The sequence below is a fragment of the Rickettsia endosymbiont of Villa modesta genome (assembly GCF_964026485.1).
Lineage (GTDB): Bacteria > Pseudomonadota > Alphaproteobacteria > Rickettsiales > Rickettsiaceae > Rickettsia > Rickettsia asembonensis.
Genome location: NZ_OZ032157.1, coordinates 421,752 through 436,686 on the forward strand (window position 1 = coordinate 421,752; position 14,935 = coordinate 436,686).

Sequence of the window (14,935 nt, forward strand, 5' to 3'; positions counted from 1 at the left end):
TAGCTTCTAAATTTCAGCTTTGTAATTGCTATTTTTTAACCATCTCTTAGCTGCTTCTAAATATAGGAAAATTATCGGTGTAATATAAAGAGTAAGTAATTGTGATGTGAGTAGACCGCCAACTACGGCAAGTCCTAACGATCTTCTCTCTGCTCCCGTTGCTCCGACTCCAAGAGCAATAGGCATAGCTCCCATTAATGCAGCTAGGGTAGTCATCATAATCGGTCTAAATCTTATTATATACTTCTTTTACCTGAAGAATTGGTAGTATTAGATGTTAATTATCCATAAGAACATTGATTATTCGCTCATCTAAATATTCATTTTCCAACTTTTCAAGTTAAAGAAGTATATAACTATATCTAACCTAGCAAATGTATTTACTGCACATATAATCGGTGATAATAATTATCACTTAATAAAGAATGATAGTACATATTATATGATTGAATCTAGTTGCAATAAAGATATTAGTTTATTGTCTAGAGGAACAAATGAATGTGCTGTATGTACTTTAGGCAATGATACGGGTACTTCATTATTTAGTGCTATAAATGAATTAATTGAAGGTGATAGAGAGGTAAATAGTGCTGCTACAAGTACTATATTTATCTGTATTACAACAGCAGTAACATTAAGTATATTAGGCGTAAGATACCTGGCTAATAAAATTAAGGTACATATAAATTCTGATTACCATGATGATAGTGATCAACATAATATATGTTTAGGTCAAATAGAGGATCAAGAGGCTCTAAATAATTAAGTATACTCGTTTAATTTAAAAAATTGGCTACGTTATCTTTTGCTGATAATCCTCACGTACTAGTATGTACGCTGCGTTTATCAGCTTCAAGATGCCTTGCTCTTTTCCAAATTAAACTTCGTCTACCAACTCTTCATTTATGAGAGGTGTATATAAAATTTTTACTGAATTAATGATTCAAATTCTTTTACCACGGCTTGATAAAGTTTCCGTTTGAAAGGAATTATAATAGATAATAGTTCGTCAAGTGATGCCCAACGCCATTGGTCAAATTCCGGATTAGAGGTATTTATATTAATATCTTCGTTATTTCCGGTAAATCTAATTAAAAACCAGCGTTGTTTTTGTCCACGAAAATTACCGTTCCACAATTTAGGTATTAAAAAGCTTGGTACATCATAACTATACCAGCATTTGCTTTCGGCAATAATATATCCTTTATCGCTTCCTATTTCTTCTAACATCTCACGCATTGCTGCAATACTTGGTGTTTCGCCGGGAACTATCCCACCTTGCGGCATTTGCCATGCAGATATTTTTGTATCTATTCTTTTACCGACGAATATATGGTTATCGGCATTTAATATCATCATGCCGACTCCTGGTCTATATGGTAAATCAAGATGTTTTTTGGAAGAAGTTCTCATTATTTTGTTACTTTAAAAAATCAATTATAATTTTACTACTTTATTTTTACCCGTTGTTTTAGCTTCATACATAGCTTTGTCAGCACGTTCAATGAAAGATTCTATTGATTCTTCTTTTTTATATTCCGTAACTCCGATTGAAATAGTTTTTTTTAAAGGTTCAATTTGATCTTCAATGTGAAAATCCATATATTCTAGTTTAACTCTAACTCTCTCCGCAGTTTCAATTGCTTTAGAAATATCTATATCCGTTAAAAGTATAGTAAATTCTTCACCGCCGAATCTTGCTATTAAGTCTGTTACTCTGAGAGTATTCTTCAAAATACGGGATACAATCATTAAAACCTTATCGCCTGCTTGATGACCGTAAGTATCGTTTACGTGTTTAAAATTGTCGATATCGCACATAAGTAAATATAATTTAATACTTTCTTTATTAGCTTTCTCAATCATTTGTTTGAGGTGTATATCGAAATAGCGACGATTAAATAAGCCGGTTAAGCCGTCTTTAGCTGCTAAATTAACACTTTGTTCAAGATCATTACGTAGATTGTCTTGATATTGCTTACGCCTTAATTGTGTTCTAATTCTAGCAAGTAATTCGCTTTCCTCTATAGGATAAACGAAATAATCATTAATACCGAGTTCAATACCTTTCACAACTAAAGGCATACCGTCTTCATCAATTTGTAAAATTATTACCACGCCGCTTATTTCTGCTTTACCTCTTAAAATAACACTGATTCTCAAAGGATCTTCATTTTCGAGCGTACTACTGATAATTACTAAATCGGGTGTATATTCATTTATAATATCTAATTCATCGGAATTACTTATTACCTTTACGTTTTGGGTAATCTTAAGTAACATTTGTTTTATATTTTTAGCTTGTACCACATCATCATTAATTAGTAATATTTTTTTATCTGCAAAAGTGTCATGCATTTCGATATTTGTTACGCCTAATAATGAATTAGTGCTATTACGAAGCTTTAACTCATCAATTAAGCTTTTCATTCTAGATAGCGATTTAAGTCTTACAAATAGAGCAGTATCGTTAATCGGCTTTGTTAAAAACTCATCAGCTCCTGCCTCAAGACCTTTAACTCGATCATCAATATCAGAAAGTGCAGTTACCATTACAACCGGTATATGAGTAGTTTCCGGATCGGTTTTTATCGTTTTACATACCTCAAATCCATCCATTTCCGGCATCATAACATCAAGTAGTATAATATCAATTTTTCCTTTTTTAAGAATTGCTAGTGCTTCTTTGCCGCTATTTGCAGTAAGAACCGTATAATACTCTTTTAAAAGTTTGGCTGTCAGTAACTTAATATTGGTTTCTATATCATCTACTACTAATATTGTGGTCATAAGATTAAATTCTTGTTTTTAAAGGAAATAATTTGTATATTTATACTTTAATTTTAAGTCTTAAATGTATAATATATGAAAATTTCAGCAAATTCAATTAGAACAGGTAACATATTAGTGTATAATAATGATTTATGGGTTGTAAGCAAAACACCGGAACATACTCAACCAGGGAAAGGTGGAGCTTATGTACAAGTTGAGATGAAAAATTTAAAAACAGGGACAAAGCGTAACGAAAGATTCAGTTCTTCCGATTATTTAGAAAAAGCCGAACTTGAACAAAAAGATTATCAATTTTTATATTTTGAAGGTGATGATTTGGTATTGATGGACACCAAACATTTTGAACAAATAAATGTTCCCAAGGAAATTTTAGAAGAAAAATTACCTTTCTTAACTGAAAATATGATTGTTAAAGTCGAATTTTATAATGAGAAGCCTTTAAATATTGAGCTTCCTCCAACTGTTATACTTGAAATTAGTGAAACTGATCCGGTAATAAAAGGAGCAACCGCTACCGCTTCTTATAAACCGGCAATTTTAGAAAACGGTATTAAAGTTAAGGTTCCGCAATATTTAGAAGTAGGAGAAAAAATTGTTGTTAAAACTGATGATATGACATATGTCGAAAGGGCAAAGTAATTTTAATGTCATTCCTGCGAAAGCAGGAATCCAAAAAAACGTATAAATATAACAAGTTTTTAAAACTAAAAGCTCGATTTATCTCGCTTTATAATGGATTCCTGCTTTCGCAGGAATGACATCGAGTAGATTTTTCGATCCATGCAACAATGCCGATTTATCCACGGTATGACGCTGTAATAAATTAACTATTAAAATAAAATGCAACCTATAACTAATTTATTAATTAATGCCCTGCGTAAAGCAGTTAAGTTTTTGCATAGAGATTTTTTAGAACTCGAAATGCTGCAAAAAAATTCTGTAAGAAACGAAGAATTTTGTAAGCGATCTTATTTAAGATTAAAAACTTTATTATGTGAAGAATTACAAAAACATACACAATATTTATTTTTTCCAGAGGATCAATTCGATTTAAATAATAATTATGAGAGTGTCTTTTTAATTAATCCTATAGATAGCCCAAATAATTTCGCCAGAAGCATACCTTTTTTTGCGATATCCGTAACTTATTTAAAAAGGAATCAAGAAGTTTTAACTCCTACTTCTACAGTAATATATTTTCCTGCTCTTAATGAAATTTATTATGCTGAAAAAGGTAAAGGAGCTTGGATAGAAAAAAATAATTTAAACTCTAATTATCAAGGATTAAGACTTAGAGTTTCCGATAATGTCGATTTAAAAAACTGTTTAGCAATTATTGAAGATGTAAATCATAATGATTTGGAGGAGATAGAGGTAGATAATATTAGAGCTTTTGGCTCTCCTTGCTACGGGGCTACGCTTGTAGCATCAGGTAAAGCGGATTTAATATGTTTATCATTATTAAATTTTACATTATATTATGCATTTGAGCTTCTTATTAAGGAAGCAGGCGGAATAATTATAGATTCTACCGATAAATTTATATATTCAAATTGTTATATTACTAAGAAACTTAAAAAATATTAGAGGTTATATGTATCAGTTATTTTAATTGATAATTAAAGAGATTTTATAGCGAAAATTAATAAGATTTTAGAAAGAATAGTAGTTCCTATTTCAAGAAAATCTTATAATTTGTAGCAAAAAAGCATTTAATTAGCTTTAAAGTAACTGATACAGTAACCTCTTGGACAGAAATTATTTTAGATTTGCATTTTTATTGTTAGAATATAATAATATTGATATAATTATTAATTCATAAAGTTATGGCACATTATAAAGAGTTTGAATTTGACTGCGATTTTGGTGGACAAAGAGCCAAGTTTAAGTTTTATATAGGTACGCCTCAAGAAGGGCATCATCCGCTACAATTTCAAGCAAAATGGTTATCTGACGAAAGAGGCGGTACTATTCCTGATGAGGTTATGAAAGCAATATCACAGCTAAATGATCTTGCCAAAAAAAACGGTGTTCCACTTCCGGATTTATGCGTATATGCTCTTGGTTCTGCCCAAGAAGCCCAGGCTACCCCTCAAGAAGAAGATGAAGATGAGAGTGAGAACCAAGAGGATAAAGCAGAGCAGGCATAGTTAAAAATAATAAGGAGATTCATAGAGATTAAAATGAAACAATATAATGATTTATTTAAAATTATTCACCGCGAAGGATATATATTTATTGCTAGCTTTGCATTAGTAAGTTTTTTATTAGCATCATTTAATGAAAAACTTGGCTGTATTGGATTTATTGCTACTGCTTGGTGTATTTATTTTTTCCGTAATCCTGATCGCTTTGTGCCTATAAGTGATGATCTGGTAATAAGTCCTGCGGACGGAATAATTCAAGAAATTAAGGAAGCATTGCCGCCCCCGGAATTAGGTCTTGGTGATGTGGAAATGATTAGAGTTAGTATTTTTCTAAATATTTTTAATGTCCATGTTAATAGAATCCCGGCAAACGGAAAAATTTTAGCACTTCATTATAATCCCGGAAAGTTTTTTAATGCTTCACTTGATAAAGCTAGTATTTATAATGAGCGTCAATCAGTATTAATGGAAACTGATCAAGGGCAGAAAATTGTTTTTGTTCAAATAGCCGGACTTATAGCAAGGCGTATAGTTTGTGATTTAGAAGAGGGTAATGAAGTTAAAACGGGCGAGCGATACGGTATAATTCGTTTCGGTAGCAGAGTAGATGTTTATCTACCGTTGAAAACAGCTTTATTAGTGAGTAAAGGGCAGACTGCTATAGGTGGTGAAACTATCATTGCTGATTTTGGACGTAAAAAGACGGCAGAATTTAAGTTTGAGAGAAGATAGTTAAATATCATACCGTGGGCTTGACCAGCGTTGTTGTGTTGATCGATTCCACCATCTTGTCATCCCAACGACTTGATCGCGGGATCCAGTAAACTGGTATTTTTTATTGTTTTTATGGATAAATACCGTGGTCAAGCCATGGTATGACACTTGGGAGTATAAAAATTGTTAAAAATTCGTAAATCTATAATAACTAAGCCTGTACCTCTAATAAAATTAATTCCCAACTTTATTACGTTGCTTGGTTTAGTAACCGGTATGAGTTCTATAAAATTTGCTTTGGATAGCAGATGGGAACTTGCGGTATATTGCATTATAGTAGCAGCTATTATTGACGGTATCGATGGTAGAATAGCAAGGATGCTAAATGCAGCTAGCCCATTTGGTGCAGAGCTTGATTCATTATGCGATTTTGCTAATTTTGGTATAGCTCCTGCTTATTTAATATATTTATGGTCTTTTCAGCAATATGAATATAAGGTATTTTCATCAGCAGTAATGCTATTATTTATAGTGTGTATGGCACTACGTTTAGCTCGCTTTAACGTTGGTATTTATCAACCTAAACAAGATAAAAAAACTGAATATTTTTTTACCGGTGTACCTGCCCCATGCGGTGCTTTACTTGCTTTAACGCCTGTAATGATAGATTTTGAAATCGGTACGTTATTAAATATCAATACCCGTACTCACACTATAACAATTAATATATATTTGGCTATTATAGCTTTTCTACTTGCTAGTAGGCTTCCTACAATCTCAACAAAAAATTTGAGTATTAAACCTGAATATTTATCGCTTGCAATGATTTTAGTTGCTATTGTTATTATAAATCTTATCATATATCCATGGTATTCACTGCCGTTAATTGCAGTGATATATATTCTTTCTATACCAATTTGTTATTTTTTTAAACATAGAGGGTATTGGTAAAGTTAATTATGCTGAGTGTATTACAACAAGCTATCGACAAATATAAACATCATCCATTTACTAAATATGTAATTATTATAGCCTTAATAATATTTATTTATTTGGGATATAGAATTTATGTTTGGGCAAATACACAATCCACGGATAATGCTTACATAGATGCAGATATTTCAAATGTTAGTGCTGAAGTTAGCGGTGTTTTAACAAAGTTATTTGTTACCGATAATACTAAAGTTAATAAAGGCGATCTGATAGGAGAAATTGACGATAGAGATTATAAGGCAAAGCTTGCAGCACTTGAAGCATCTATTGAAGCTTGCATAAAAAATATAGAAATTATAGAGCAGAAAATCTCAATAGGGCAGATTAGCCTAGAGCAAGCGTCTGAAAAATTAAAGCTTACTAAAATAAGCTTTGATATTGTTTCAACAGATTTTACTAGAGTGCAGGAATTAAATAAGGCAAAATTTGCTAGCTCTAAAACGTTAGATGATTCTAAAAACGCATATCAAAAAGCCAAAACGGATTATAAACAAGCACAGTTAGATTTAGATATATCTAAGCAAAATTTACAACTTCTTGAGCTTGAAAAAGCAGCAGAACAGGAAAAACTTAAAGAGCTAACGGAAAACAAAAAAGTAAAGTTAAGGAGCTTACAAAATACTAAACTTATTGCTATGGTACCCGGTGTATTCGGTAATAGTAGTTTAGAAGTCGGAAATTATATAGTACCGGGTAGGGCGTTGTTTTCTATAGTTCAAGATAATACTATGTATATTCAGGCTAATTTTAAAGAAACGCAAATTAAGAAATTTAAGTCCGGCATGAAAGTCAAAATTGAATTTGATGCTTTGCCTAAAAAAATAATTTACGGGAGGATTCGTAATATCGCTCCTGCTACCGGTTCTAAATTTAGTTTAATCCCACCCGATAATGCTACAGGTAATTTTACTAAAATCGTACAACGTGTACCTGTTTTAATAGATTTTGAATCCCCAAATGCTAATCTAGTCCCCGGCATGTCAGCAATAGTATCAATCAGAACCGATCAAAAGACATAATTTTTGTCAAAAAATAGATTAATTTAATTTTCCGCACGCAAGAACCTATTAAAAGTATACATTCTAGTATTATTTACTTATTACTTAAAAAGTTATATAACATACTTCTTTAACTTGAAAAGTTGGAAAATGAATATTTAGATGAGCGAATAATCAATGTTCTTATGGATAATTAATATCTAATACTACCAATTCTTCATGTTGAAGAAGTATATAAGTAATACTAAAAAGTAATAATTAATATGCAAAGATATTTAGATCCTACAAATGATAGTTTATTTAAAAAAATCTTTCGTGATTTAGAAAGGTTAAAGGAATTTATCAATGCAGTTCTTGAATTACCTGAGGGGTTTAGAATTAAAGAAATAGAATTTATACCTGTAGAGCAAGTACCTATTATTGATAAAGGGAAAAAAAGCATATATAATGTAATTGAAATGCACAACCTCACGCCCGAAGAATACGACGCCTACATAAGAGCAAAATTAATGGAAGATGCCGAGGAAATAGCTTTACCTGAAAATTTTGAAAAAGGTAAAGCAGAATTAATACAAATGATGCTAAAACAAGGTAAAACTGTTCAGCAAATAATAGAGTTCACAGGATTATCTAAAGAAGAAATAGAAGAGCTAAAAGCAAAAATAGAAAATTCTAAAGCTAGTTGATTAATTATTTACCGCTTAACTCTGTTAATTCTTTTTTTAGTTTTATTACTAAAGTTTGTAATTTTTCGAATTCTTCGCGAGTGACGTAATTACCTTTAATTATTTTATCCTCAATTATGCCACAGCTTTTATCCGCTATACTATTTAAGGCTTTTTGTGCTACGCTGCTAGCTCCAACGGCTACTTTTAAAATATTATTTGTTTTCATATTATCTCTATAGATAAAGCATGTAAGCCGCTATTAAATTCATCGGCAAGTAAGTTATTAATAGTGCGATGATTGGCAATTAGGCTTTTTCCCTGTAATGTTTCTGCAGCAATTCTTATTTTTATATGGCTGTGAATTCCGTCATAATGACTAGCATGTTTATAGCTTTCATCTATTATTTCTTGAAAATGTGGTTTTAACACACTTAATTTTTCTTGTATCCTTTCTATGCGGCTCATATTTTTATTTCATTTACAGGAAAAATGTCCTAATATTCTTAAGTATATAATTTTATGATAAAAATGGCAATGTCGGAATTAATAACGGATTATAAAGAGTTACAAGATGAGATAGATAAATTGGAAAAAGGCGTATGTTTTGCTTGTAGATTAGTTAATTATGATGAAATAGAATTTATAGAGCGGGATAAGCATTTTATAATTGAAGATTTGGATCAAATCATTGAAGATGTAAGCAAAGAACTTAATATTTTTTCAAAGTTTAAGAAAATAAAGAAAGATATAATATTATTTATCCTAAATACTACTGATTCTGACTTAATTAAAAATTTTGCTAGAAAATTATATTTATTTTCACAGCTTTATATTAATGAACAGAAGCCGGCAATTTATATGAATTGTTATATTGCTAGTATTAAATTTCCAAAAGTAAGTAATAATGCTAAAGAAATTGAAAAAACATTAAATATGTTACTTTCACAAAATAATAATTATTATTACCGTGAATATAGCAGTACAGAACATGATTTGGAAAATATAAGAAAATCTAATCTTCAGCTTAACTTATTACGACAAGCCTTAGCAAAAAAGATTATGCGATTTGCTTATCAGCCTATAATAGGTCGCAATACCATGAAAGTTCATTATTATGAATGTCTACTTCGTATACCTGACGAGAACGGCGTTTATATTTCCGTAGGTCCTATAATCCCTATTGCTGAAAATAAAGGATTAATTTTTATAATTGATCAAATTGTTTTGGAAATGACTGTTAACGAACTTGCAAGCAACCCAAACTTAATGTTAGCCGTTAATATTTCAAATATAGGAACAGGCGATGAAGCTTTATGGGAAATAGCAGAAAACTTATTAAAAGCTCATAATGTTCGGGACCGTTTAATTATTGAAATTACAGAAACTTCTTTCAATGAGAATTATGATAAAATAACTTTATTTATTAATAAACTACGTAAGTACGGATGTAAATTTGCATTAGATGATTTTGGCTCGGGTTTTACTTCTTTTAAACAACTTCAAAGCTTACCAATTGATATTATCAAAATTGACGGTAAATATGTGCGTAGTATTACAAGTGATGTACAAAGTAGGTATTTCGTAGAAAGATTAATTAAAATTTCAGAAGATTTAGGTATTGAAACAGTAGCTGAATTTGTAGAAAACGGAGAAATAGCTAAATTTTTAATTGATTTAAAAGTCGGCGGGCTACAAGGAAACTTCTATTCCGAAGCAAAGTTTGATAGAACCGATGTCATCCCGTGGCTTGACCACGGGATCCAGAAAAAATAACTTTTATAATATCAATGATTTTAATATTTTAAGCTAGATACCGAGATCAAGTCGCGGTATGACACAGTTAGGGCTTGACAATGTTACTTAAAACCTATATGCAGAACTCAACTTTAAATGATTAAACTTAGATGCTGTTACTTGAATTAAAAAAAACTAATCAAACCTTAGAAACTATACATTTTATAGGTATCGGCGGCGTTGGAATGAGCGGTATTGCTGAGATATTACATAACCTAGGTTATAAAATACAAGGTTCCGATCTAGTAGAAAATTATAATACTAAAAGGCTTGCAGTCTACGGCATTAAAATATTTTTAGGACATGCCGAGCAGAACATTACCAATGTTTCGTATGTTGTTATTTCATCGGCAATTAATTCAAATAATCCTGAAATAAAAGAGGCATTAGAGCGTAAAATTCCTATTATTAGGCGTGCGGAAATGCTTGCTGAACTTATGAGATTAAAATGTTCGGTAGCGGTTTCAGGATCGCACGGCAAAACTACTACTACCTCATTAGTTGCTTGTTTATTTGAGGCAGCCGGTTTATGTCCTACAGTTATTAACGGCGGGATTATAAATAATAAATCGACTAATGCATATCTTGGTTCAAGTAATTATTTAATTGCGGAGGCTGATGAATCGGATGCGACGTTTATTCATATTCCATCAACTATTGCGATAATAACTAACATTGATCCTGAACATTTAGATTATTATAAAGATTTTGAAACATTAATTGGTGCGTTTAAAAGCTTTATTACTAATTTGCCGTTTTACGGTTTTGCCGTTTGTTGTATCGATCATAAAATAGTTCGTAAGTTAGTAGATGATATTACTGAAAGGAAGATTGTTACTTATGGAATCGATTCAGAAGATGCTCATATTATAGCGTTTAATATTAACACTGATATTGCTTCCTCTACTTTTGACGTAAAAATTAGTCTACCAAATGTACTAGGTACAACGATTATTGAAAAAATTACTATTCCAACGCCCGGAAGACATAATATTTTAAATAGTCTTGCTGCAATTGCCGTTGGGATAGAATTAGATTTCGGTATTAAAGCTATTAAAAACGGTTTCAATAATTTTAAGGGTGTAAAGAGAAGATTTACTAAAGTAGCTGAATATAATAAGGCGGTGGTTATCGATGATTACGCTCATCACCCCGAGGAAATCAAAGCAACACTTGCGACGGCTAAAAATATAGCAAATAAACAAAACGGTAAAGTTATTGCTATTTTTCAGCCTCACAGATATTCAAGAATGCAGCATTTATTTGATGATTTTATGCTTTGCTTTAATGATGCGGATATGATTTATATTACCGATATATATGCTGCAGGAGAAGAGCCTATAGAAGGGATTACAAGCCAAAATTTAGTTGATAAAATTGCTAAGAATAAGCATCACGATAAAGCAAATTTTCTAGCACAGCTAGATGATGCGGTCGGGGTTATTATAGATAATGCAGCTTCCGGTGATATGATAATTATGATGGGAGCAGGTAATATTTCAAGTTTTGCTAATGAATTAGATAGGAGATTATCATCCCGCACTTGATGTCATTCCATGGATACCAAGTCGTCATTGCGAGGAGGCATTGTTGCGTAGGCCGATAAAACCCACTGTGTCACCCCGTGGCTTGACCACGGGGTGACAATAATTCACTTTTACCGGATTCCCGCTTTTGCGGGAATGACATGAAACGAGCCATGCAACAACGCTGACAAAAGGGTGAAGATGACAGTAAAAATGGATGACAGTAAAGATATGTTAATTTTACCAACACTAAAAGGCGAGTATAAAAAAGATTATAATTTAAAACATCTGACATGGTTTAAAGTAGGCGGTAATGCCGAAATTTTCTTTAAACCTTTTGATAGCGAAGATTTAGCAAGTTTCTTAATACAAAATAAGCAAAAATTACCTATAACTACTTTTGGTGCAGGCTCAAACATTATTATAAGAGACGGCGGGATAGAAGGAGTTACAATAAAGCTTGGTCAGAATTTTAGTAATATTGAGTTTATAGATGATCATCTAATAGTAGGTAGTAGCTGCCTTAATTATAATTTAGCAAAATTTTGTCAAGCAAACGCTATTTCCGGTTTTGAGTTTTTAGTAGGTATTCCTGGTACTATCGGTGGTGGTGTTGTTATGAATGCCGGTGCTTACGGCTCTGAATTTAAGGATATCATAGTTAGAATAGAAGCGATTGATTTTGCAGGAAACTTTTTAACATTCACAAATGAAGAAATCGGTTTTAAATATCGCAGTAATAAGTTACCAAAGGATTTAATTATTCTCAAAGCCGTTTTTAAAATAAATAAAGGCGATAGTGAAAATATATTATTACGGATGAATGAAATAAATAATGCAAGGTCATCAACGCAGCCTATTAAAGAGCGTACAGGTGGTAGTACTTTTGCAAATCCTGAGGGGCTTAAATCTTGGGAACTTATTGACAAAGCAGGACTTAGAGGCTATAGAATAGGCGGTGCTTCGATGTCAGAACTTCATTGTAATTTTATGATCAATAACGGCGATGCTACCGCTAAGGATTTAGAGGATTTAGGCGATTTTGTCCGGCAGAAAGTATTTGAAGATAGCGGCGTTGAATTAAAGTGGGAAATAAAACGTTTGGGTAGGTATGTTTAAAAATCGTCATTGCGAGCAGTCGTAGTACTTGCGTGGCAATCCAGCAAAAATAATAAAAAAATGCTAATCTATAGCATTTTTTACTGGATTGCTTCGTCAAAATTTACAGCTTTTCCTCGCAATGACGAAAAATAAGTCGCAGGATGACAAATAATAAAAGCAAATAATATGAAATATCAAACACATTGGGTGGAACATTCTGAAGTCAAAATATTAAGTACTACCGGTAAAAAACATATAGCGTTAGTAGCGGGCGGTATGTCTGCTGAGCGTGAAGTATCCTTAGTATCAAGCGAAGGAGTTAGTAAAGCCTTAATTGAATTAGGATATAAAGTTACCTTTATTGATATGGGAGCAGATATTGCGGTTAAATTACAGGAAATAAAACCTGATATTGTTTTTAACTGCCTACACGGTACATATGGTGAAGACGGTTGCTTGCCTGGATTACTTAATATAATGCGGATTCCTTATACTCATAGCGGCGTGTTATCTTCAGCTTTAGCATTCGATAAAATACATTCTAGGAGCTGGTTTTTAACGAATAATATTAATATGGCAGAAAGTATCGTTGTAAGTAAAAACGATAATATTAGCCATCTCTCCAAACTCGCTTATAGAGAGGAATTTGTAGGAGACACTTCACCTCGCACCGCAGCGTACAAAAACGATCGTGCAGATGCGAGTCTAGGCTCGACGCACAAATTACCTCTAGAAGTAGCGTTTCGAGAGATGGCTAATGATCCTATGAAGCGCCCATATGTGATTAAGCCTCTTACGCAAGGTTCAAGTATTGGTGTTGAGGTGATATTTGAGGAAGATGATTTTAACTTTGCCGATTATAATTTCCCTTACGGTGATCAGGTGATAATAGAGCAGTATATAAAAGGGCGAGAGTTGCAAGTAGCGGTATTAAACGGCAAAGCTCTTGGGGCTTTAGAAATTAAATTACTAAAGAATCGTTTCTATGATTATGAAACTAAATATACCGAAGGATTTGCTGAGCATCTTTGTCCTGCTCCGCTACCTGCTAATTTATATGAAAAATTACTTATAGAATCAGAAAAAATTTATAAAACAATGAATTGTAAAGGTCCTGCTAGAGCAGAATTTATTTTAGAAGAGCAGACAAACAAATTATATGCTTTGGAGATAAATACTCACCCAGGTATGACGCCTTTATCAATAGTGCTGGAAATTGCAGCTTATGCAGGGATAAATTTTACTAACTTAATTGAAGAAATTATAAAGACGGCAAGCTTTGAATCATGAGAAAAAAAACAAGCTCCAATAAAAAAAAACAAACAAAAAAAACTAATAATATCTCATTACGCCGAAAATTAGGACTAATTTACAAAAAAGCAATATTAGGGATTAAGATTGCTTTAATTATCTTTGTATGTCTATTTGTTTTTACAAAATATTTTGCCGGCATAAAAACCTACTTAACAACAAATATATATCAAACAACAACAAAACTCGGGTTTAAACTTGAGAATGTTATCATCGAAGGACAGCAAAATGTCGATGAGCCTACAATATTAAAGGTTTTAAATGCGAATAAGGGCAGTCCTATTTTTGCTCTTAAATTAGACGAAATTAGAAGTCATTTAAAGAAAAATAAATGGATCAAGGAAGTATATGTCAGTAGAAGATTACCAAATACGGTATATATAAAATTATTTGAAAGAGAACCTATTGCTATTTGGCAAATTAATAATCAGCTTTTCTTAGTCGATGAAGAAGGTTACGAAATTAGTAAAAATATTCAGCCTTTTCCTCATTTATTACATGTTGTAGGGGAAGGGGCAAATATCTACGCAGGTAAATTAGTACTAGAGCTACAGAAATATCCAGCATTAATGAATAAAACTTCGGCTGCCGTAAGACTCGGAGATAGAAGGTGGGATTTAAATCTTAAAGGTAATATAAGTATTAAGTTACCTGAAAAAGAGTTTGAAGAAGCATTAAAATATGTCGATGCACTTAATAAAGCAAACAAGCTATTTAACCAAAATTATAAGGCTTTGGATTTAAGGGATAAGAATAAGTATTATATTGAGAAATATTAGTTTCTATATAGCTAAACTGTGTCATACCGTGGCTTTTATGTCATTCCTGCGAAAGCAGGAATCCAGAAAAAAAGTATAAATACAGCAAGCTTTTGAAATTAAAAGCTCAAA

Annotated in this window: 19 protein-coding genes; 13 read left to right on the plus strand and 6 right to left on the minus strand. The window is 32.0% G+C overall.

Annotated elements, in window-relative coordinates; all coding sequences use genetic code 11:
* Positions 1-6: 6 nt before the first annotated feature.
* Positions 7-219, minus strand: a complete 213-nt coding sequence (locus AC5584_RS02305) for an efflux RND transporter permease subunit (protein ID WP_499216715.1) — start codon at positions 217-219, stop codon at positions 7-9.
* 223 nt (positions 220-442) lie between these two features.
* On the opposite strand from AC5584_RS02305, the gene AC5584_RS02310 reads away from it, so the two are divergent.
* Entirely contained in the window at positions 443-766 is a 324-nt protein-coding gene (locus AC5584_RS02310; protein ID WP_499216716.1) for a hypothetical protein, read from the plus strand.
* A gap of 161 nt (positions 767-927) precedes the next feature.
* Here AC5584_RS02310 and AC5584_RS02315 read toward each other — a convergent pair whose 3' ends face one another.
* Together AC5584_RS02315 and AC5584_RS02320 are read right to left on the minus strand one after the other, a co-directional pair.
* Positions 928-1,413 (minus strand): RNA pyrophosphohydrolase, encoded by a 486-nt coding sequence (locus AC5584_RS02315; RefSeq protein ID WP_499216717.1) that lies wholly within the window; start codon positions 1,411-1,413, stop codon positions 928-930.
* A 24-nt stretch (positions 1,414-1,437) separates the two neighbouring features.
* On the minus strand, positions 1,438-2,790 hold the full coding sequence (locus tag AC5584_RS02320; RefSeq protein WP_499216718.1) for a PleD family two-component system response regulator: 1,353 nt from the start codon (positions 2,788-2,790) through the stop codon (positions 1,438-1,440).
* A gap of 75 nt (positions 2,791-2,865) precedes the next feature.
* On the opposite strand from AC5584_RS02320, the gene efp reads away from it, so the two are divergent.
* The 4 genes from efp to AC5584_RS02340 all read left to right on the plus strand — a co-directional run bounded on the left by efp (position 2,866) and on the right by AC5584_RS02340 (position 5,672).
* Entirely contained in the window at positions 2,866-3,432 is a 567-nt protein-coding gene (gene efp / locus AC5584_RS02325; RefSeq protein ID WP_499162142.1) for an elongation factor P, read from the plus strand.
* A gap of 201 nt (positions 3,433-3,633) precedes the next feature.
* On the plus strand, positions 3,634-4,380 hold the full coding sequence (locus AC5584_RS02330; protein ID WP_499216719.1) for an inositol monophosphatase family protein: 747 nt from the start codon (positions 3,634-3,636) through the stop codon (positions 4,378-4,380).
* A 239-nt stretch (positions 4,381-4,619) separates the two neighbouring features.
* Positions 4,620-4,943: a DUF2610 domain-containing protein gene (locus AC5584_RS02335; protein ID WP_410527155.1), complete on the plus strand. Its 324-nt coding sequence runs from the start codon at positions 4,620-4,622 to the stop codon at positions 4,941-4,943.
* Positions 4,944-4,976: 33 nt separating this feature from the next.
* Entirely contained in the window at positions 4,977-5,672 is a 696-nt protein-coding gene (locus AC5584_RS02340) for a phosphatidylserine decarboxylase (protein ID WP_499216720.1), read from the plus strand.
* Here the strand turns inward: AC5584_RS02340 and AC5584_RS02345 are convergent, their stop codons facing one another.
* Positions 5,673-5,822 carry a hypothetical protein gene (locus tag AC5584_RS02345; protein ID WP_499216721.1) on the minus strand — a complete coding sequence of 50 codons (150 nt, stop codon included), beginning with the start codon at positions 5,820-5,822 and terminating at the stop codon, positions 5,673-5,675. It lies immediately after the preceding gene.
* A gap of 15 nt (positions 5,823-5,837) precedes the next feature.
* On the opposite strand from AC5584_RS02345, the gene AC5584_RS02350 reads away from it, so the two are divergent.
* The 3 genes from AC5584_RS02350 to AC5584_RS02360 all read left to right on the plus strand — a co-directional run bounded on the left by AC5584_RS02350 (position 5,838) and on the right by AC5584_RS02360 (position 8,331).
* Positions 5,838-6,605 (plus strand): CDP-alcohol phosphatidyltransferase family protein, encoded by a 768-nt coding sequence (locus AC5584_RS02350; RefSeq protein ID WP_008580317.1) that lies wholly within the window; start codon positions 5,838-5,840, stop codon positions 6,603-6,605.
* Positions 6,606-6,613: 8 nt separating this feature from the next.
* On the plus strand, positions 6,614-7,666 hold the full coding sequence (locus AC5584_RS02355; RefSeq protein WP_499216915.1) for an HlyD family secretion protein: 1,053 nt from the start codon (positions 6,614-6,616) through the stop codon (positions 7,664-7,666).
* Positions 7,667-7,908: 242 nt separating this feature from the next.
* Positions 7,909-8,331 (plus strand): nuclease/transposase family protein, encoded by a 423-nt coding sequence (locus AC5584_RS02360; RefSeq protein ID WP_499217106.1) that lies wholly within the window; start codon positions 7,909-7,911, stop codon positions 8,329-8,331.
* A gap of 4 nt (positions 8,332-8,335) precedes the next feature.
* Here AC5584_RS02360 and AC5584_RS02365 read toward each other — a convergent pair whose 3' ends face one another.
* A complete protein-coding gene (locus AC5584_RS02365; RefSeq protein WP_410527152.1) occupies positions 8,336-8,539 on the minus strand; it encodes a hypothetical protein in 204 nt (67 codons plus the stop codon).
* Positions 8,536-8,778, minus strand: a complete 243-nt coding sequence (locus AC5584_RS02370; RefSeq protein WP_499216722.1) for a BolA family protein — start codon at positions 8,776-8,778, stop codon at positions 8,536-8,538. Before AC5584_RS02370 ends, AC5584_RS02365 begins: the two co-directional genes overlap by 4 nt.
* 54 nt (positions 8,779-8,832) lie before the next feature.
* Between AC5584_RS02370 and AC5584_RS02375 the strand changes: the two genes are divergently transcribed.
* The 5 genes from AC5584_RS02375 (at position 8,833) to AC5584_RS02395 (ending at position 14,824) form a co-directional block, all read left to right on the plus strand.
* The gene (locus tag AC5584_RS02375) at positions 8,833-10,086 is read left to right on the plus strand and encodes an EAL domain-containing protein (protein ID WP_499216723.1); all 1,254 of its coding nucleotides are present in this window, start codon (positions 8,833-8,835) and stop codon (positions 10,084-10,086) included.
* 131 nt (positions 10,087-10,217) lie between these two features.
* On the plus strand, positions 10,218-11,654 hold the full coding sequence (gene murC / locus AC5584_RS02380; RefSeq protein WP_499216724.1) for a UDP-N-acetylmuramate--L-alanine ligase: 1,437 nt from the start codon (positions 10,218-10,220) through the stop codon (positions 11,652-11,654).
* Positions 11,655-11,864: 210 nt separating this feature from the next.
* Positions 11,865-12,752 (plus strand): UDP-N-acetylmuramate dehydrogenase, encoded by an 888-nt coding sequence (gene murB, locus AC5584_RS02385; RefSeq protein WP_499216916.1) that lies wholly within the window; start codon positions 11,865-11,867, stop codon positions 12,750-12,752.
* A 168-nt stretch (positions 12,753-12,920) separates the two neighbouring features.
* Positions 12,921-14,024, plus strand: coding sequence for a palindromic element RPE1 domain-containing protein (locus tag AC5584_RS02390; protein WP_499216725.1), 1,104 nt, complete (start codon positions 12,921-12,923; stop codon positions 14,022-14,024).
* Entirely contained in the window at positions 14,021-14,824 is an 804-nt protein-coding gene (locus tag AC5584_RS02395) for a cell division protein FtsQ/DivIB (RefSeq protein WP_499216726.1), read from the plus strand. Before AC5584_RS02390 ends, AC5584_RS02395 begins: the two co-directional genes overlap by 4 nt.
* Positions 14,825-14,935: the final 111 nt, after the last annotated feature.